This is a genomic window from Sinomonas sp. (assembly GCF_051955515.1).
In the GTDB taxonomy this organism is placed as follows: domain Bacteria; phylum Actinomycetota; class Actinomycetes; order Actinomycetales; family Micrococcaceae; genus Sinomonas.
Genome location: NZ_JBQCGQ010000161.1, coordinates 1 through 19441, shown reverse-complemented (window position 1 = coordinate 19441; position 19441 = coordinate 1). Strand labels below are relative to the sequence as shown.

At 69.4% G+C, this 19441-nt stretch carries 13 protein-coding genes, 1 tRNA gene and 1 pseudogene; 7 read left to right on the top strand and 8 right to left on the bottom strand.

Annotated features, from left to right (window positions below):
- Together ACTHL9_RS08985 and lhgO are read left to right on the top strand one after the other, a co-directional pair.
- Window positions 1–706 (top strand): PEP-utilizing enzyme (locus ACTHL9_RS08985; protein WP_440518505.1); only part of this gene is annotated, 706 nt, incomplete at its 5' end.
- Window positions 703–1923: an L-2-hydroxyglutarate oxidase gene (gene lhgO / locus ACTHL9_RS08980; RefSeq protein WP_440518504.1), complete on the top strand. Its 1221-nt coding sequence runs from the start codon at window positions 703–705 to the stop codon at window positions 1921–1923. The genes ACTHL9_RS08985 and lhgO, both read left to right, overlap by 4 nt.
- A 115-nt stretch (window positions 1924–2038) precedes the next feature.
- On the opposite strand, the gene ACTHL9_RS08975 is transcribed toward lhgO, so the two are convergent.
- Entirely contained in the window at window positions 2039–4645 is a 2607-nt protein-coding gene (locus ACTHL9_RS08975; protein ID WP_440518503.1) for an ATP-dependent Clp protease ATP-binding subunit, read from the bottom strand.
- Between the two features lie 107 nt (window positions 4646–4752).
- Between ACTHL9_RS08975 and poxB the strand changes: the two genes are divergently transcribed.
- Complete coding sequence (poxB, locus tag ACTHL9_RS08970) at window positions 4753–6477, top strand: ubiquinone-dependent pyruvate dehydrogenase (protein ID WP_440518502.1); 1725 nt, start codon at window positions 4753–4755, stop codon at window positions 6475–6477.
- Window positions 6478–6681: 204 nt separating this feature from the next.
- Here poxB and ACTHL9_RS08965 read toward each other — a convergent pair whose 3' ends face one another.
- Window positions 6682–7026, bottom strand: coding sequence for a winged helix-turn-helix transcriptional regulator (locus ACTHL9_RS08965; RefSeq protein WP_440518506.1), 345 nt, complete (start codon window positions 7024–7026; stop codon window positions 6682–6684).
- Window positions 7027–7135: 109 nt separating this feature from the next.
- Between ACTHL9_RS08965 and ACTHL9_RS08960 the strand changes: the two genes are divergently transcribed.
- Window positions 7136–7747 (top strand): NAD(P)-dependent oxidoreductase, encoded by a 612-nt coding sequence (locus ACTHL9_RS08960; RefSeq protein ID WP_440518501.1) that lies wholly within the window; start codon window positions 7136–7138, stop codon window positions 7745–7747.
- 10 nt (window positions 7748–7757) lie between these two features.
- Here the strand turns inward: ACTHL9_RS08960 and ACTHL9_RS08955 are convergent, their stop codons facing one another.
- The 4 genes and pseudogenes from ACTHL9_RS08955 to ACTHL9_RS08940 form a co-directional block, all read right to left on the bottom strand.
- Window positions 7758–9161, bottom strand: coding sequence for an alkaline phosphatase family protein (locus ACTHL9_RS08955; RefSeq protein ID WP_440518500.1), 1404 nt, complete (start codon window positions 9159–9161; stop codon window positions 7758–7760).
- 113 nt (window positions 9162–9274) lie between these two features.
- On the bottom strand, window positions 9275–10468 hold the full coding sequence (locus ACTHL9_RS08950; protein ID WP_440518499.1) for a globin domain-containing protein: 1194 nt from the start codon (window positions 10466–10468) through the stop codon (window positions 9275–9277).
- A gap of 226 nt (window positions 10469–10694) precedes the next feature.
- Window positions 10695–11135: pseudogene (locus ACTHL9_RS08945) on the bottom strand (RrF2 family transcriptional regulator); the annotation flags it as partial.
- 10 nt (window positions 11136–11145) lie between these two features.
- The gene (locus tag ACTHL9_RS08940) at window positions 11146–12069 is read right to left on the bottom strand and encodes a LysR family transcriptional regulator (protein WP_440518498.1); all 924 of its coding nucleotides are present in this window, start codon (window positions 12067–12069) and stop codon (window positions 11146–11148) included.
- Between the two features lie 72 nt (window positions 12070–12141).
- Here ACTHL9_RS08940 and ACTHL9_RS08935 point away from each other — a divergent pair, with 72 nt between their 5' ends.
- Window positions 12142–13227, top strand: a complete 1086-nt coding sequence (locus ACTHL9_RS08935; RefSeq protein ID WP_440518497.1) for an EamA family transporter — start codon at window positions 12142–12144, stop codon at window positions 13225–13227.
- 290 nt (window positions 13228–13517) lie between these two features.
- Here the strand turns inward: ACTHL9_RS08935 and ACTHL9_RS08930 are convergent, their stop codons facing one another.
- Window positions 13518–14954: a phosphomannomutase/phosphoglucomutase gene (locus ACTHL9_RS08930; RefSeq protein WP_440518496.1), complete on the bottom strand. Its 1437-nt coding sequence runs from the start codon at window positions 14952–14954 to the stop codon at window positions 13518–13520.
- A gap of 120 nt (window positions 14955–15074) precedes the next feature.
- A complete protein-coding gene (locus ACTHL9_RS08925; protein WP_440518495.1) occupies window positions 15075–16784 on the bottom strand; it encodes a thiamine pyrophosphate-dependent enzyme in 1710 nt (569 codons plus the stop codon).
- Window positions 16785–16929: 145 nt separating this feature from the next.
- Here ACTHL9_RS08925 and ACTHL9_RS08920 point away from each other — a divergent pair, with 145 nt between their 5' ends.
- Window positions 16930–19110, top strand: coding sequence for a RecQ family ATP-dependent DNA helicase (locus ACTHL9_RS08920; protein ID WP_440518494.1), 2181 nt, complete (start codon window positions 16930–16932; stop codon window positions 19108–19110).
- A 98-nt stretch (window positions 19111–19208) separates the two neighbouring features.
- Window positions 19209–19297: transfer RNA gene (locus ACTHL9_RS08915), tRNA-Ser, on the top strand.
- The last annotated feature ends 144 nt before the right edge of the window (window positions 19298–19441 follow it).

Sequence of the window (19441 nt, the reverse complement as noted above, 5' to 3'; positions counted from 1 at the left end):
GGCCTTGCGCGAGCTGCTTGCACACCCCCTTCTCCGCGCCCCGTGGGCCGCGAAGAAGGCGAGAGGACTGGTCGAGGTGGCCCGCCGGGGCCTCGCCTTCCGTGAGGACACGCATGCACTGGCCGCCAAAGTCATGCCGCCGCTGCGCGCCGCGTTCGTCGAGCTCGGCCGACGGCTCGTTGCCGCGGGGATTCTCGCCCAGCCCGAGGACGTGTTCCACCTCCGACTCGAGGAGCTCCGCGCGTTGCCGGCTCTCGAGGCGATGAACGACGCGGAGCGCTCCCGAGTGCGCGAGCTCGCCGCCCGCCGTGCGGCCCTCAGGCGCGAATATGCCGGCGTGCCCCTGTTGGACCTCGCGGCCGTGCTGCCGCCACCGGACGACGGCGACGCCCTTCTGACCGGGACGCCGGCGAGCGGCGGGGTGGCTGAGGGACCCGTGCGCGTCATTCGCGGTCCGGAAGAGTTCGGCGAGCTTCGCGCGGGGGACGTCCTCGTGTGCCCGAACACGAACCCGTCCTGGACACCGCTGTTCGCGCGGGCGGCCGCCGTCGTCGTCGATACGGGCGGGCTCGGCTCGCACGCGGCGATCGTCGCGCGGGAGTACGGCGTGCCCGCCGTCATGGGGACGCAGCGTGGAACCTCGCTGCTCAGGCAAGGACAGCGTGTGCGGGTCGACGGCAGCAGGGGAAGGGTGGAAGCGGCATGACTGTGCCACTGGGGACAGAGCGCGTCGGGGTGGTCGGCGGAGGAATCGTTGGCCTCGCGATCGCCAGGGCGCTTGCGCTGGCCGGCGACTTCGACGTCGTGGTCCTCGAGAAGGAGCGCCGCGTCGCCGCGCATCAGACCGGTCACAACTCTGGCGTGGTGCACGCCGGACTGTACTACCAGCCGGGATCGCTCAAGGCACTGCTGTGCGCGCGGGGGCGGGAGCTGACGAGGGACTACTGCCAGGAGCGAGGACTTCCGTACCGCGAACTTGGCAAGCTTGTCGTCGCGGTGACGCCGGAGGAGGTGCCCCGGCTCGACGACATCGAGCGCCGTGCGCGGGCCAACGGCGTGCCGGACCTCGCCCGGATCGGGCCCGACCGGATGCGGGAACTGGAGCCGCACGTCGCGGGTGTCGCGGCCGTGCACTCGCCGCACACAGCCGTCGTCGACTATGCGGCGATCGCCGAGGCGATGGCCGACGACGTCCGCCGCGCCGGCGGCCGCGTCCTCCTCAGCACCGAGGTCGTGGGCGTGCGAACGGGGGAGGGGACGACGACGGTCGCGACCTCAGCGGGGAGCCACACCCTCGATCGGCTCATCGTGTGTGCGGGACTGCAGTCGGATCTGCTGGCGCGGATGGTGGGGGCGTCGCCGTCGCCGAGGATCCTGCCGTTCCGCGGGGAGTATTGGACGCTGGCGCCTTCACGGTCCGATCTGGTGCGCGGCATGATCTACCCGGTGCCGGACCCGCGCTTCCCGTTCCTCGGGGTGCACTTCACGCGCGGCGTGTACGACGACGTGCACGTGGGCCCCAACGCCGTTCCGGCTCTCGCGCGCGAGGGCTACGGGTGGGGCGACGTGTCGGTGCGGGATACTCTTGGTTCGCTTGCGTGGCCGGGGGCGCCCACGCTGTTCCGCCAGCACTGGCGCATGGGCGTGCGCGAGATTTCCGCATCGCTCCTCAAGCCTCTGTACTTCCGGCAGGCCAGGGCCTTTGTGCCCGAGCTTCGGCCCTCTGATCTTGCGCACAAGGCGGCCGCCGGGGTCCGCGCTCAGGCGTGGGGCGCCGACGGGTCGCTGCTCGACGACTTCGCCGTGGACCAGGTGGGGTCTGTGACGCTTCTGCGGAACGCGCCCTCACCCGCGGCGACGTCGTCGATGGCGATCGCCGATCACGTGCTTCGCGAGCATCTGGGCGTCACCCTGCAGAGCTGACGGCGCAACGGGCGTGGGACGTGGCCACGCGTTGGGCGGGACGTGGCCACGCGTCCGAAGTTATGGACGCGTGGCCACCTGTCTCCCGACCCGTGGCCACATCTCGCAGCGTGGGCTACCCTACCGCGGCGGCAGGCTGGTCGGCGCGGACGGCGAGGTCGCCGTCGTCGTGTGTCGGCTCGACAGTGACGGTGACCCGGCCGCCGTCGCTCACAGCCCCGGCCACGAGCAGGTCCGCGACCCGGTCCTCGAGCTCGCGCTGGATCACGCGGCGGAGTGGGCGAGCGCCGAACTCGGGCTCGTAGCCGCGCTCGGCGATCCAGTCGACGGCGGCGTCGTCGACGTCGAGGGCGATGCCCTGCGCCGCGAGCCGCGCCTCGGTCCCGCGGAGCTGGAGCCGCACGATCTCGTGCAGCTGCTCGCGACTGAGCTTCCGGAACAGCACGATCTCGTCGATGCGGTTCAGGAACTCGGGCCGCATCGTCTCGCGCAGGCGGCCCATGATCCGGCCCCGCAGCTCGGTGTCGGAGGGCCCGCCGTCGGCCCCTCCCGGCGCGAAGCCGAGCGAGGCGCCACGCGTCGCGAGGAACTCGGAACCGAGGTTCGAGGTCATGATCACCACGGTGTTGCGGAAGTCGACCGTGTGGCCCTGGCCGTCGGTGAGCCGCCCGTCGTCGAGCACCTGCAGGAGCAGGTTGAACACGTCCGGGTGCGCCTTCTCGACCTCGTCGAGCAGCACCACAGAATACGGGTGCCGCCGCACGCGCTCGGTGAGCTGCCCCGCCTCCGAGTAGCCGACGTACCCCGGAGGGGCACCGACCAGCCGGCTGACCGTATGGCGCTCGCCGAATTCGCTCATGTCGAAGCGCACCATCGCGGACTCGTCGCCGAACAGCGACGCTGCGAGGGCCTTCGCGAGCTCGGTCTTGCCCACGCCGGTCGGGCCGAGGAACAGGAAGCTGCCCACGGGCCGGCCCGCGTCGCCTAGACCGGTACGGCTACGCCGCACGGCCTTCGCGATCGCGGTGACTGCATCCTCCTGCCCGACGACGCGCCAATGAAGTTCGTCCTCGAGGCGCGCGAGCCGCTCTCGCTCGCCTTCAGTGACGCGCGCGGCCGGGATGCCGGTGGCACGTGCGACGACGGCGGCGATCTCCGCCTCGTCGACCACCCCATCCTCAGGAGTCGCAGCCGGAGCTTCGATGGCGTCCGCGATCTTGAGCGCGACGGACTCGATCGCGTCGCGCAGGCGCGACGCCTCCTCGTAGTCCTCGCGGGCCACCGCGGCGGCCTTCTGCTCCTCAAGGCGGGTCGCCTCGGCGTTCAGCGCCTCGAGGTCGTTCCGCGGTCCGCGGGCGAGGCTCTTGCGGGCTCCGGCCTGGTCGATGAGGTCAATGGCCTTGTCCGGCAGGTACCGGTCGGTGATGTAGCGATTCGAGAGCTCGACGGCGGAGCGGATCGCGGCTTCCGTGTAGGTGATGCCGTGGTGCTCCTCGTACCGGGACTTGAGCCCCTCGAGGATCGCGATCGCGTCCTCGACGCTCGGCTCGCCGACCGTCACCGGCTGGAAGCGACGCTCGAGCGCAGGGTCCTTCTCGATCTTGCGGTACTCGTCGAGTGTGGTCGCCCCGACGAGGTGCAGCTCGCCGCGGGCGAGCCGAGGCTTGAGGATGTTGCCCGCGTCCATGCCGCCCTCGCCGCCGCCGCCCGCGCCGACGACCGTGTGAAGCTCGTCGACGAACGCGATGACGTTGCCGTCGGCCGAGATCTCGTCCATGGTCTTCGTGAGGCGCTCCTCGAAGTCGCCCCGGTAGCGGGTGCCGGCGAGCATCGCGGGCAGGTCGAGCGAGATGACGGTCTTGCCGTGCAGCTGCGCGGGGACGTCGCCGGACGCGACGGCCTGGGCGAGGCCCTCGACGATCGCGGTCTTGCCCACGCCGGCCTCGCCGATGAGCACAGGGTTGTTCTTCGTGCGGCGGGCCAGGATCTCGATGGCCTGCTCGATCTCCGAGGCGCGGCCGATCACCGGGTCCAGCTTCCCCTCGCGGGCGAGGGCCGTGAGGTCGGTGCCGAACTTCTCGAGCATGGGGTTCTTCGTCGCGCCGCCCCGAGCCCGAGCACCCCGACGCGTGGCGCGTTGCTCGGCAGGTGGGGCGGAATCGCCGTCGTTCGCTGTCCCCTCCGGCGCAGCACTGTCAGTGACCTGGAGCGACTGCGGAGTGATGCCGTGCGCGGCAAGGATCTGGCCGGCAGGGGCGTCCGAGGCGAGGACGAGCGCGAGGAACAGGTGCTCGGGATCGATGTAGGTGGACCCGAGCGAGCGCGCGACCTTGTAGGCGTCGAGGAACGCGTGCTGTGCGGACTGGGTGAGCGACGGCGGGGCCTCCTCGCCGTCGTCGTCCCGCGAGGGTGCGCCCTCGGGGAGACGCTGCTCGGCCGCCTCGACGATGTCTTGCGGAGTCGCACCAGCGAAGCCGATCATGCCCGCCACGGACTCCGTCTCGGCGAGCGCACGCAGAAGGTGCAGCGCGTCGACCTCGCGGTGGCCGTGATCGAGCGCGTAGCGACCAGCGGAATTCAGGATCCGCTGGGTTCCGCGGCTCACCAGCCGCGTGATGTCAAGGGGTCGACTCATGCGGCGAGCGCCCTGGCCCTGCAGATAGCGGGCGAGGAAGTCGTCGAACGAGCCGCTGCCGGCCGCTGGGCCGAAAAAGATAGGCAAACCATCCTCCAGAAAGTTGAGTGACATTCGCTCAAGTTCAACGCGTGGTTCCACAAGATATTCCCGAAGGGTTCCGGCCTTACACTCAGCCGGACTAGCGTGGCGGGATGACGACCATCGCCAAGAACATCGTCGACACCCTCGCCGCCAACGGAATCCGCCGCGTCTACGGCGTCCCCGGGGACTCACTCAACGGCTTCACCGATGCCCTCCGGGAGACCCCCAGCATCGAATGGGTCCACGTCCGCCACGAGGAAGCAGGTGCCTTCGCCGCAGCCGCCGAGGCGGCGCTCACGGGGGAGGTTGCCGTCTGCGCAGGTTCCGCCGGCCCCGGAAACCTGCACCTCATCAACGGCCTCTACGACGCGAACCGCTCCCGCGTCCCAGTTCTCGCGATCGCCGCCCACATCCCCAGCGGTGAGATCGGGTCGAATTATTTCCAGGAAACGCATCCGCAGGAGGTCTTCCGCGAGTGCAGCGTCTACGCGGAGCAGGTCACGGATGCCGCGCATATGCCGCGGATCGTCGAGATCGCCCTCCGGACGGCGATCGAGAAGCGGGGGGTCGCCGTCGTCGTCCTCTCGGGCGACGTCGCGCTGTCCTCGGTCGAGTCCGAGCGGATCGCGCTCGTGCGGCGGACGGAGCCCCACGTCGTCCCGAACGAGGCGGAGCTTCATGAGGCAGCGGGGATCCTCAACGGCGCGGACAAGGTCACGATCCTCGCCGGTGCCGGCGTGGAGGGCGCCCACGACGAGGTCATCGCGCTCGCGGACGCACTTGGCGCGCCGATCGTCCACGCTTTCCGCGGCAAGGAGTTCATCGAGTACGACAACCCGTTCGACGTGGGCATGACCGGCCTGCTCGGGTTTGCCTCCGGCTACCGGGCCATGGAGGACTGCGACGCGCTCCTGATGCTCGGCACCGACTTCCCGTACCAGCAGTTCTATCCCGACCACGCGAAGATCATCCAAGTGGACATCCGCGGCGAACAGCTGGGACGGCGTGTGAAGCTGGACCTCGGACTCGTTGGCGACGTCAGGGACACCGCGACCGCGCTCCTGCCGCTCGTTGTCCGGAAGCGGCGCCGCACCCACCTCGAATCCTCGCTCAGGCACTACGCCAAGACCCGCGCCAAGCTCGACGACCTCGCCACCCCCACCAAGAAGGGTCAGGCACTTCATCCGCAGTACATCACCCGGGTCCTTGACCAGCTCGCCGACGACGACGTCGTCTTCACCGCCGACGTCGGCACGCCCGTCATCTGGGCCGCGCGCTATCTCACCATGAACGGACGACGGCGGTTGGTCGGCTCCTTCACGCACGGCTCCATGGCGAACGCCCTGCCTCACGCGATCGGGGCACAAGCTGCCTTCCCGGGGCGACAGGTTGTCGCGCTGGCCGGTGACGGCGGCCTTGCGATGCTCATGGGCGAACTGCTGACGATCGTGCAGAACCAGCTGCCGGTCAAGCTCGTGGTCTTCAACAACGCTTCCCTGAACTTCATTGAGCTCGAGATGAAGTCCGCAGGGTTCGTGAACTACGGCACTGGGCTCGACAACCCGAACTTCGCCGCCGTGGCCGAGGCGCTCGGCATCAAGGGGGTGCGGGTCAACGAGTCGTCCGAGCTCGAGCAGGGCCTCAAGGAGGCGCTCGCGCACGACGGTCCCGCCCTCGTCGACGTAGCGACCATTCGGCAGGAGCTGGCCATGCCGCCGACTATCACGGCCCAGCAGGCTGGCGGCTTCACGCTCTACGCGCTCCGGACCGTGCTCTCTGGTCGCGGGGACGAGGTGCTCGACCTCGCGAAGACCAACTGGCGGCGCGTGTTCTGACGGAGTTCCGAGGCGGGACTTCGTGGGCGCGGCTCCGGTGGGGCGCCCCCTCCCGTTGCGCCGTCACGTTTGCTGGGTGTGGAGGCTCGCATCGGGGGTGGACCCTGCGGAGGTGACGGGGCAACGGGGGGCGGACCCTGCGGAGGTGACGGGGCAACGGGGGGTGGACCCTGCGGAGGTGACGGGGCAACGGGGGGTGCAAGCCTAGGGGGTCGCGGCGTCGAAGGCGTCCCTGGCCCGGAGGATCTTCCCCGCGTGGCTCTCGGCCCAGGCCCGAACGGCGTCGAGCGGGCCGAGCAGGCTCTCGCCAAGAGCGGTGAGCCGGTACTCGACGCGGACAGGCACCTCGGCGAACACGGTCCGGTCGACCAGTCCGTCGCGCTCGAGGGCCCGCAGCGTCTGAGTCAGCACCTTCGGCGTGATGCCGCCGACGGCGGTGCGCAGTTCGCTGAACCGGAGGGCGCCGTCCTTGAGAGCCTGGACGATGAGGGGCGTCCACTTGTCGCCGATCCGCTGGAGCACCACGCGCGAGGGGCAGTCGGGGTCCATGACGTCGAAGGGGATGCTTTCCACCGGGTAACCATAGCACTTTGAAGTACTTAGTATCCATTGGATACTCTCGATGGGTTGGCAGAACCGCATCGAACAAGGAGCACGCATGAAGATCGCCGTCTACGGAGCCACTGGCATGGTGGGAAGCCAGATCGTCGCGGAGGCCGCTCGCCGTGGCCACGAGGTGACCGCCCTCAGCCGGAAGGGAACCGCAGTGGAAGGCGCCGCCGTCGTCCGCGCCGCTGACCTGGCCGACCTCGAGACGTACCGTTCCGTGGCTGAGGCGCATGACGCCGTCGTGCTCGCCACATCTCCCGACCGCACCGGCGGCCCCCGGGAGCCCTATTTCGAAGCCCATCGTGCGATCGCGGAGGTCCCCACCGAGGCGCGCCTGTACCTCGTGGCCGGCTTCGGCAACCTGCAGGGGCCGGACGGGACGCGCATCAAGGACCTCCCCGATTTCCCGGCCGAGTACAAGGCCGAATCGGACGCCGTGCTCGCCGCCTATGAGGCCCTTCGCGATTCCGACGCCAGCCTCGACGTGACCGCCCACGCACCAGCCGCCGTGATCCAGCCGGGCGAGCGCACCGGCAAGTACACGACCGCCGTCGGTGTCCCGGCCGGTGATTTCATCTCCGCCCAGGACTACGCCGTCGCCGCGATCGACGAGCTCGAGAAGCCGCAGTTCCAAGGCAAGATCTTCACGGCGGCCAACTAGCACAAGCGCGCTAGTACGTTGCCGCGTTCGGCAGGATCACCGGCGGCAGGGGCTTCTGGCTGAAGTCGAAGTCGTTGACGAGGTTGCCGAGCGTGGTGCTGTCCTCCCGCACGTCGGGCCGGGGGTCGGGTCGGCCGTCAGTCGCTGGGTCGAGGCGCTGGCCGTGAAGGAAGTCGTCCTCGATGAACTTCACGTACGCGTCGTGGCTGAGCGTCTGATGGTCGATGTACCCCTTCTTCGCGTACGGGCTGATGACGATCCCCGGCACTCGCAGCCCGTAGCCGTTCTGGTCGACCACGGGCGGGGTGACGTGGTCGTAGAACCCGCCCCAGTCGTCCCACGAAAGGAAGATCGCGGTGCTGCTCCAGTCAGGGCCGGACATGATCGCGTTCACGAGTCCGGTCACGTACGCCTGCCCGGTGCTGACAAGCGCGGGCGGGTGCTCGCTGACCGCGGCGGTCGGGTCGATCCAGCTCACCGACGGGAGCGTGCCGGCCTTGGCCGCGGCGTAGAAGTTGGTGAGCGACTGGATGTTGCCGAGCTGGCCGTCCTGCTTCACGGTGTCGAAATACGGCAGGGGGTTCCAGATCCCGGGCGTCGTCGCATTCTGCTTGACCGGCGTGCATGTCATGGCCGAGTCATCCTGGCAGTCCGGTTCTGTCCCGTTGAACACGTAATAGCCCCACGAGACGTTCTGGCGGTGCAGGAGATACGTGAGGTCGGTCCACGCGTAGTCCGGAGGCGGCTTTGGCGTGGCTGACTTCTTCCCGAAGTCCGGTGGGAGCGCCGGGCCTTGCGGCGCGTTGACGCAGGATCCCGGGTTGCCCGCGATGCTGCACTTCGCGGACCACTCCGAGACCATGTAGAGGTGCGAGGGGAGGCTCCAGGAGGCGTCAGACTCGAACAGGTGGTCCTGGAGCGTGAAGTCTTTCGCATAGGTCCAGTAGTTCGGGATGTCGCGGCCGTCGTGGTACCCCATGACGTCGGTTCCCTTGGCGCCCGCGCATGCGGGGTCGTTGGCGGCGCAGTTCGATGCGGCGTGCTCGGCTTGGGCGATGAATCCGTCCATCTTGCCGCCGTCGACGTCCGCCGTCGCGTTGCTCTCGCTGTGCGGGCCGCCGGCGTTCTTGTCCGCCGGGTCGTAATAAGGCCGCACGCACGTGTGCTTCGCCGGATCCGGCACGCAGACCGCTGGAACGCCGTCCTGCATCGGAATCCCGTCCGCGCCGGGGAACGTGCCGAAGTAGCTGTCGAACGAGCGGTTCTCCTGCATGATGATCACGACGTGTTGGATCTTGGAGATCCCGGCTAACGAGGGCGTGCTCTGGGGAGCGGGCCCGACGATGCTGCAGGCGGCCGCTATGAGGACGACGACGGCGGCGAGGGCAGCGCCCATCGAGACCCAGCGGCGCATCAGCACAGTCTGACCTCCCGTCACCACCGAAGGGGGCAACTGCCGGATGACGGCACGTTACCCCCTCGGGATGGGGAAAAGCTGTGACTTTTCGGGCCAGTTGGCGGATTCGGTCAGTTGGCGGACGCGAGCCAGAGGTCCGGGCCGAAGACCTCGTAATGGATCTTCTGGGCAGGGATGCCGAGGGCGATCGCCTCCGAGCGGATCTTCTGCATGAACGGCAGCGGGCCGCAGAGGTAGAGGTTCGCATCCTGCGGCAGGTTGACGTCGGAAAGGCTCATGTAGCCCTCGCGGGCTTCCGCGGCTCCTTCTACGGGCTCGGCGACCGGAGTCTGAAGCCAGAGGTGCAGTTCGGCATCGTCGATCCGCTCGACGTCGTCCAGCATCTGGCCGCTGAGCGCCCACGCCTCGAGGCTGCGCTCGGCGTGCAGCACGAGGACCTCGCGCTCGGACCCCGCGTCCGCGAGCGACCGCAGGATCGACGCGCTCGGGGTGCATCCGATGCCTGCCGAGGCGAGGACAAGGGGGCCTTCGCCGTCGTCGAGCGTTACGTCGCCGTACGGGTTGGAGAGTTCGACGACGTCACCCGCCTGGACCTTCTCGTGCAGCATGGGCGAGACCTCGCCGCCGTCGTTGTACTTCGCGGTGAAGACGCGCCGCTCGGTGGATTCGGCGTCCGAGGACAGCGAGTATTGGCGTGCCTGGAGGAGACCGTCCTCGACGGGGATCCGGACGCTCACGAACTGTCCGGGCTGTCCAGGGGTCACGGGCGTCTCGTCGGCCGGCTCGAGGACGAATGTGACGGTGCTCGCGCTCGCGGCCTTCTTCTCGACAACCCGCCACGGGGCCCACATCACCGTGTTGGCCTGCCTCGCGTAGAGCCCCTTCTCGATCTTGATGAGTGCGTCCGCCATGAGCCAGTACACCTCGGTCCAGGCGGCGGCCACCTCGGCGGTGACCGCCTCCCCGAGGTCCTCCGCGATCGCCTCGAAAAGGTACTTGTAGACGATGTGGTACTGGTCCTCCGTGATGCCGAGCGAGGCGTGCTTGTGGGCAATGCGGCTCAGGACAGACTCGGGGAGCGTCCCGGGATTCTGGACAAGGTGCGTCGCGAAGGCTGCGATCGCGCCGGCGAGCGCCTTGCGCTGCTCGCCGTTCGCCTGATTCGCGCGGCTGAAGACGCCGTTCAGCAGCTCCGGATGGGCCGCGAACATCTTCTGGTAGAAGAGCGGGGTGATTTCGCCGATGCGGCTCCCGACGAGGGGAAGGGTGGCTTCGATGACGGGGCGGGCGCTTTCCGAGAGCATGGGGACTCCTGACGTGGAAGGTAATTCAGCATCTTCCGTGCTGAATTAATCCCAAGTTTTCTACGCAACGTAGAAATTCACAAATTGAGTCGTCGTGTTCGGTGTGTGGCGTTCGCTACACGGCGTCGGGTGCGGGGAGGAGTGCCGCAGCCCCCTCGAAGAATGCGCTGCCCTCGCTGCTTTCCTCAGAGGCCGTGCTGCCCGTTTCGCCGTCGCTTCCGAATACCGGCCGCAGCCCGATCTGGACGAGGACGGGTCCCATCTGGCGCGAGTGGGGGAGCGAGTTCACGCTGACCGTGTCGAGCTCGCGGTAGAACGCCTCGCGTGCTCGGCGCAGGGCTCCGCGCAGGCCGCAGTCGTGGTTGAGGGGGCAGTCGCCGTTGGGGGACTCGCAGTCCGGAAGGTCGTTCCGCGTGTCGAGCGCCCGCAGTACTCCGCCAACCGTCGCGCGCCGTCCCGCGGCACTGAGTTGGACTCCTCCGGCCCGCCCTCGGGTCGACTCCACGAGGCCGAGCTCGCGCAGCTTGAGGACTGCCTTGCTCACGTGGTTGTAAGGAGTGCCGACGCCCTCGGCGATGGCGCGGGTCGCGAGGGGCTCGGAGCCGTCCACGGCGCTGAGGAGCATGAGTGCTCGCAGGCTGACGTCCTCGAAGGCGGTCATGCGCATGCCGAGCATTCTAGCCTGAAATACCCAAACATCCGTGCAGAGAATTGGCGGCGTCGTGCAGCAGTCGTACGACGAGCCGAACGCCCGGACTCGCCGACATCGTGCGCCGGTACGCTGCGGACACGAGGCGTGTGGGGACCTCGCCCGCGAGCGGCCGGGCAACCACCCCTTGCGGGAGCGGAGGCCTGCCGAGCCTGGGCACGAGGGCGAGGGCGGCGCCGTCGTCCGCCAGGGCAACGTGAGTCGCGAAATCCGGGTCCGTGAAGGCAATGCGCGGCACGGTGCCTTCCGCGGAGAAGAGGCGCATGAGGGCCTCGTGGCAGATCGCGCCCTTGGGGGTCGCGCACCAGACCTCATCAAGGAGATCGCGGGGCTCGAGGTGAGTTCGTGCGGCGAGCGGGTGCTCCCGGGGCAGGATGACGTCGGCGACATCTTCGCACAGGGGCTCGCGGACTATGTGACCGGGCACTTCGAGCGGCACGGAATTCCAGTTGTGCACGACGGCGAGCTCCGCGTCACCGTGCGCCACGAGCGCCACCGCCTCGACCGGATCGACGCTCGAGACCTCGAGGCGCAGCTCTGGCGCTTCCTTCGCCAAGGGGCCCGCGACGTGCCCGAACAGTGCCCGGGTCGCGGTCGAGAACGACGCGACGGTGAAGGTCCCCTGCGGCGTGTCGTCGGCCGAGAGCATGGACTCGACGCGTTCGATGTCGGCGAGGAGCCGGACGCCGTGCTCCACGAGCGCCCGTCCGCGCTCGGTCAACAGAACGCCCCGCCCTTGCCGTTCCAAGAGGGCACTTCGTGACTGGCGCTCAAGCTTCTTGATCTGCTGAGAGACCGCCGACGGGCTGAAGCCGAGCGCGTCCGCCGCCGCCACGACGGAGCCGTGACGTTCGACCGCCGCCAGCGAGCGGAGCGCTTGAAGATCGATCATGAAGAAATCGTAGATGATAAGTCACAGAAAACAACGCTGGTGCTTCACGGTTGGCCCGGGGAGGATGGGAACGTGAAACCGCAGCACAGCGCCCTCGCCGTCCTCGTCGCCGTCATCTGGGGCGTCAACTTCGTAGCCATCGAACTCGGCCTGTACGACGTGCCGCCGCTCGTGTTCGTCGCCCTGCGGTTCGCGCTCGTGGCCGTGCCCGCCATGTTCTTCGTCCCCAAGCCCGCCGTCCCGTGGCGGGTGCTCGCGGGCATCGGCATCTTCATGAGCGCGGGTCAGTTCGGCTTCGTCTATCTGGCGATGCAATGGGGGATGCCCGCAGGCCTTGCGCCCCTCGTGCTGCAGAGCCAGGTGTTCTTCACGATTCTCCTCGCCGCCGCGGTGCTTCGGGAGCGGCCGACGACGGCGCAGGTCGCCGGAGTGGGTGCGGGAGGGGTCGGCCTGGTGCTGGTCGCGCTGGGGCGCGGCGCGGTGGCGCCCCTCGGCCCGCTGCTGCTCGTGGTTGTCGCGGGCCTCTCGTGGGGCATCGGGAACACGATCGCGCGGGCCGCGAAGGGCACGTCCGGTCTGGGCATCGTCGTGTGGTCCGCGGCGGTGGTGCCGGTGCCGATGCTCGCCCTCGCCGCCCTCGTCGAGGGTCCTGCCGCTGTCGTCGGGTCGCTCGCGCACCTCACGCTGCCCGCGTGGCTGAGCACGCTCTTCACAGTCGTGCTCGCCTCGCTCGTGGGCTTCTCCGTCTGGAACTCCCTGCTCGGACGCTACCCGGCGGCCGCCGTCGTGCCCTATACGCTCCTCGTGCCTCCCGTGGCGATGCTCGCCGCGTGGCTCGCGTTCGGGGAGGTACCGCAGCCGCTCGAAATCGCGGGCGGGGCGCTGCTCCTCGCAGGAGTCACGACGACGCTCCTCGGGTCACGCTCGCGCGGGTCCGTTGGGCGTGGGTCCATTGGGCGCGGGCCCGTTGGGCGCGGCTCAGTCGGTGAAGACGAGGGCCTCATGCCCGTCGGGCTCGACGTCTCCGTAGACGTAGCCCGTGGCGGTCATCTCGTACGGAAGGATGGCCGCCATGAGGCCTCCGCTCCGGTGCTCGGCGGCCGCGTGGATGCCGTCGGAACCGTGCTCGGGAAGGGTCACATCGCTGGGGATCGCTAGGGCGCGAATGTCCTCGCGCCCCTGGCGCAGCAGTTCGACGAGGTCGTCGAGCATGGCCTCGGCCTCGTAGACGCTCTCGAACTCGTCGCCCTCGCTGGTGTCGCCGTCCTCCGGCACGGGCTCCGGCGGGGTGACGAGCACGAGCCGCAGCTCGCCGTCGTCCGCAAGGGTGACGCCGAACGGGAGGAAGCCGCCGTTCTGCTCAAGATGCTCTTGGGCCATGCCGAGGGCGGTGCCGAGAACGTCGTGCAGCTCCCGCAGCACGCCGTCCGCCGCGGCGGCTTCGCCGCTCACGCGCGCACGAGCCCGAGGACGCTGTCCCGGACCGACTCGAGCGTCTCCCGGTCCTTGGCTTCGCCGTTGAAACGGAGGTATGGCTCGGTGTTCGAGGGGCGAAGGTTGAACCACCAGGAGCCGTCGGCTGCGGAGAACGTGGTGCCGTCGAGCTCATCGATCGCGACGTCGGGGCTCTCGTAGGCCTCCCGCACTCGCGCGACAGCCGCGGCCTTGTCCTCGATCTCCGAGTTGATCTCACCCGAGGAGACGTACGGCTCGTACTCGGCGCCGAGCTCGGACAGCGGACGATCCTGCTCGCCGAGGGCCGCGAGGACGTGCATCGCCGCGAGCATGCCCGTGTCTGCGTTCCAGAAGTCGCGGAAGTAGTAGTGGGCGGAGTGCTCGCCGCCGAACACCGCGCCCTGTTCGGCCATCACGGCCTTGATGAACGAGTGGCCCACGCGCGTTCGGACGGGGCGGCCGCCGTCGTGCTCCACGAGCTCCGGGACCGCGCGCGACGTGATGAGGTTGTGGATGATGATCGGATGCGGCTCGCCAGCCGCCTTGGCCCGCGCAATCTCGCGGCGCGCCACGAGCCCGGTGATGGCCGACGGGGAGACGGGGTCGCCGTTCTCGTCGATCACGAAGCAGCGGTCGGCGTCGCCGTCGAACGCCAGGCCGATGTCCGCACCGTGCTCGACGACCGCCTTCTGCAGGTCGCGGAGGTTCTCCGGCTCCAGCGGGTTGGCCGGGTGGTTCGGGAAGGTGCCGTCGAGCTCGAAGTACAGCGGAACGATCTCGAGGGGGAGCCCGGGAAGCAGCGTGTTCCCGAGGACCGCCGGCGTGGTCAGCCCGGCCATGCCGTTGCCGGCGTCCACCACGACCTTGAGGCGCCGGATGCCGGAGAGGTCCACGAGCTTGCGGAGGTGCGCGGCGTAGTCCGCGAGGACATCCCGCTCCGTGACGGTGCCCGTCTCCGCTGCCGGCGCGATCTCACCAGCGGCAAGATACGCCTCAGCAGCAGCCTGGACCTCTTTGAGCCCCGACTCCGAGGAGACCGGCTGGGCGCCGGGCTTCGCAAGCTTGATGCCGTTGTACTGCGCCGGGTTGTGGCTCGCCGTGAACGTGGCGCCCGCGGCGTGGAAGGCGCCGCACGCGTAGTAGAGCTCGTCGGTGGAGATCAGCCCGAGCTTCTCGACGTTGCCGCCGCGGGCCGCCGCGCCGCGGCTGAACGCGTCGATGAACTCGGGGGAGGACGGGCGCATATCGCCGCCCACGAGCACGGTCTTCCCGGCGAGGCCGAGGACGTCGACGAAGGCCGCCCCCACGGCCTCGACGATCCGGGCGTCGATCGTCTCTCCCACGATGCCGCGCACGTCGTACGCCTTGAACGCTGCGGAGAGGTCGATCTGGGGAGCCTGGCCTGCAGGACTGCTCACGTTGCTCGTCACCCGTCGATTCTACTGAAGCCGACCGACACGGTTGGCTCCGAGCCCGCGCAACCCTGCAACGGACGACGGCGAGGGCCCCGCCCATGGGGGCAACTCGCCGTCGTCCGGAGCTGCTGGGCCTCAGTAGGCCTTGACCCGCTGCTCGACGATGAGGTGGATCAGCGCGAACGTGCCGTCCTCGTCGATGGCGCGCAGGGCTGCCTCGATCGCGGCGGGGACGTCGGCGTCCCGTTCGACGCGGATGCCGAAGCCGCCGAAGGCCTGGGCCATCAGCGCGAAGTCCGGGTTCTTCAGCTGGGTGCCGGAGATACGGTGCGGGTACTGGCGCTCCTGATGGGAGCGGATGGTGCCGTACTCCTGGTTGTCCATGACGATCACGAGCGGGGTCGCGCCGTACTGGGCCGCGGTCGCGAGCTCCTGGCCGTTCATGAGGAACTCGCCGTCGCCGGCGATCGTCACGACCCGGCGACCCGGGTTGGCCAGGGAGGCTGCGATCGCGGAGGGCACCGAGTAGCCCATGGAGCCGTTGCGCGCGCTGATCATGGAGGCGTAGCGCTGGGTGGGGAAGTAGCGGTGCGCCCAGTTGGTGTGCTCGCCGGCGCCGAGGGTGATCATGGCGTCCTCGGGCAGGGTCGGGACGAGGTTGGCCATGAGGGTGTCCATGCGCGCGGGGCCGTCGGTGGGGGCCGCGGGCGGGAGCTCGGCGAACTTCTCCTGCTGCTCGCGCATCCGCTCGGTCCACGCGGTCCATTCGGGCCGGACGGGCATGTTGATCATGACCAGGTCGCGGACGAACACGTCCGGCTTGGCCACGATCTGGTACGAAACCGGCCCGGAGCGCCCGCGCAGGGACGGGTCGATGGTGACCAGGAAGTTCTTCTTGGCCCAGTCTTGGCGCACGAGGAACCCGTCGGTGATCACGTCACCGGGGACGGTGCCGACGAAGATCAGGAGGTCCGTCTCCTCGAGCAGGTTGTAGGTGGGCCTGGGCCGGCCGTAGCCGATGGGGCCCACATAGGAGGGGGAGTCGAAGGGGATGGTACCCTCGCAGCGCCACTCGGCGGCGGCGGGGATGTTGTGCTCCTCGAGCCAGTTCGTCAGCTCGGTGGCGCCTTCCTGGGTCCAGTCGTTGCCGCCGACGACGAAGAGGGGCTTCTCCGCCTCCAGCAGGGCGGCCTTGAGCGCCTTCCAGTCAGTGACGGTCATGCCCCCGGTGGCCACAGGGATCTTCGGGTGGATCGTGGCGTCGATCTCCTGCTGGATGACGTCCTCGGGGAGGCCGACGACCACGGGGCCGGGGCGGCCGTTCATGGCAGCGAACATCGCCTCGGCGACGATCTCGGAGGCCCGCTCGGCGTGGTCCAGGACCATGACGCGCTTGGCGCCGGTGTCGAACCAGGACTTGATGTCGAACTCCTGGAACGCCTCGCGGTCGCGGTGGGCGAACGGGATCAGACCCACGAACAGGACCATCGGCGTGGAGTCCTGCCACGCGGTGTGCAGGCCGACGTGGGCGTTCGCAGCGCCGGGGCCGCGGGTGACCATCGCGATGCCGGGGAGCTGGTTCATCTTCCCGTCGGCCTCGGCCATGTACGCCGCGCCGCCCTCATGCCGGCACACGATCGTCTCGATCGGCGAATCGTGCAGCCCGTCCAGCACATCCAGGAACGACTCGCCTGGGACCACGTAGGAGCGCGTCACGCCGTGCGCCACGAGCGAGTCAACGATCACATGCCCAGCCGACTTGCGAGCGGGAGCCGCGTCCGTGGACTCGGGCAGGTTCGATGCGGAAGGGCTTGATTCGGACAGGGGCGGCGCCGTTGCCGTCATGGAGATTCCTTCTGTTGGCACTGAGGATTTTGGCAGGTGTGCTTTTACGGTATCGGCCCCAGAGCGTGAGCGGCAGAGATAAGTGTCGGACGTCACGGGGATACTGGGAGGCATGGTCCGGAACCCCAGATTGAGCAGCCCCGAGATGGACTCTGTGACAAATTCTGACGTCGCTCCGTATGGTCGCGATGATCAGGGAGATCTGCGCGGAGCCGCGCTCGACGTCTTGCGCCGCCTTGTCGGGCGTCCTGATGCCGCCTTCCATCCCGGCCAGTTCGAGGCCATCGAAGCGCTCGTGGAGCACCGCCGTCGTACACTCGTCGTGCAGCGCACGGGGTGGGGGAAATCCGCGGTGTACTTCGTCGCGTCGCTCCTCCTGAGGGCGCGCGGCGCCGGGCCGACGCTCATCGTCTCGCCGCTGCTCGCCCTCATGCGGGACCAGGTGGAGGCCGCAGCGCGGGCCGGAGTGCGCGCCGTCGCCATCAATTCCGCCAACCGGCTCGAATGGGACGAGGTCCACGCCGCGCTCGCGGCGGATGCAGCCGACGTCGTCCTCATCTCGCCCGAACGCCTCACCAACCCGGGTTTCCGCGAGGAGCATCTGCCCGAGCTGCTCGCCCGGACGGGCCTGCTCGTGATCGACGAGGCGCACTGCATCTCCGACTGGGGCCACGACTTCCGTCCCGACTACCGCCGCATTGCCGCGCTCATCGACGAACTGCCGCCGACCGTCCCGGTGCTGGCGACGACGGCGACGGCCAACGCGCGCGTCGTCGCAGACGTCGAGGAGCAGCTCGGGGCAGACGTACTCACCCTGCGAGGGCCGCTCGGCCGCGATTCCCTCCGGCTGGGAGTGCTGCGACTGCCCGACTCGCGATCCCGCCTCGCCTGGCTCCTCGAGCATCTCGGCGACCTGCCGGGGAGCGGCATCATCTACACCCTGACCGTCTCCGCCGCGGAGGACACGGCGCGACTGCTGTCGGAGGCGGGTTACCACGTGCTCGCCTACACGGGCAAGACCGACACCGCCGAGAGGGAGGAGGCCGAGCGTCTCCTGAAGGGCAACGAGGTCAAGGCTCTCGTGGCCACCTCGGCGCTGGGGATGGGGTTCGACAAGCCGGACCTCGGCTTCGTGGTGCATCTGGGCGCGCCGTCGTCGCCGGTGGCGTACTACCAGCAGGTCGGGCGCGCAGGCCGCGGGGCGGCGCACGCCGACGTCCTGCTCCTTCCCGGCACCGAGGACCGCGAGATCTGGCAGTACTTCGCGACCGCCTCGATGCCTGACCGTGCCAAGGCCCACGCCGTCCTCGACGCGCTCGCCGCCGCCGGCGGACCGCTCTCGACCGTCGCGCTCGAGGCGCAGGTCGAGCTCCGGCGCACGCAGCTGGATCTGCTCCTCAAGGTGCTCGCCGTCGACGGGGCGGTCGAGCGTGTGGGCGGCGGCTGGCGCCCTACCGGCGCACCATGGAAGTACGACGACGAGCGATACCGCCGCATCGCCGCGGCCCGGGACGCGGAGCAGCGCGCGATGGTCGGGTATGAGGAGACGTCGACCTGCCGTATGGAGTTCGTGACGGCGCAGCTGGACGATCCCACGGCTGCCCCCTGCGGGCGGTGCGACAACTGCGCCGGGCGATGGTTCCCCGCCGCCGTGGACCCTGCGCTGCTCGAGCGTGCCGGTGCACAGCTCCAGCACGCCGGGGTTCCGATCGAGCCGCGTGCCCAGTGGCCGAGCGGGATGGACAAGCTCGGAGTTCCCGCCAAGGGTCGGATCCCGGCTGGCGAGCAGCTGTCGGAGGGGCGCGCCCTCGCTCGTCTCACCGATCTCGGATACGGCGGCGCGCTCCGTGAGCTCTTCGCCGCGCCCGCCTCCGACGGCGAGGTACCCGCCGGATTGCGGCACGCCGTCGTCGACCTGCTCGCAGGCTGGGCTCGCGGGGATGCTGCGGCCGGTGCGTGGAGTGGCGCGGGTCGGCCAGCGGGCGTCGTGGCGATGCCGTCCGCCACGCGGCCGCGGCTCGTTGATTCGCTGGCCCGGGGGATCGCCGAGGTCGGGCGCCTCCCGTATCTCGGGGCGCTGTCGCGGACTCCGGCCGCGCGGGCAGGTCAGGCGGGTGGCAACTCGGCGTTCCGGCTCGCCTCCGTGTGGTCAGCGTTCGACGTCGGCCCGGACCTCAGGGCGGCCCTCGCCGGGCTGGGCGGTGCTCCCGTGCTGCTCGTGGACGACCTCGTCGACAGCCGCTGGTCCCTGACCGTGGCCGGGAGGCTCCTCCGTCTCGCGGGCTCGGGGCCGGTGCTGCCCCTGGCGCTGGGGCAGGCGGGGTAGCGCCCCCCCACCGTTGCGCCGTCACGTTCGCAGGGTGTTCGTGCCGCTTTGCGTCCGTCCGGTCGTTCTAGGTACGCTTGGGGAGCTAGAGATAGCAAGGAGACGTGCCAGAGCGGCCGAATGGACTTCACTGCTAATGAAGGGTCCGGGGAAACTTGGACCGGGGGTTCAAATCCCCCCGTCTCCGCAGTTGTGGTGTCTCGAGACATCGGCTACAGATGTCTCGGGACATCGACGACACCCCCGGTCTTCTGACCGGGGGTGTTCTGTTTTTTCGGCTGGTAGCCCTTGGCGGGGTCGATGACGAACTCGGCGAGGATCTCGCCGGTGC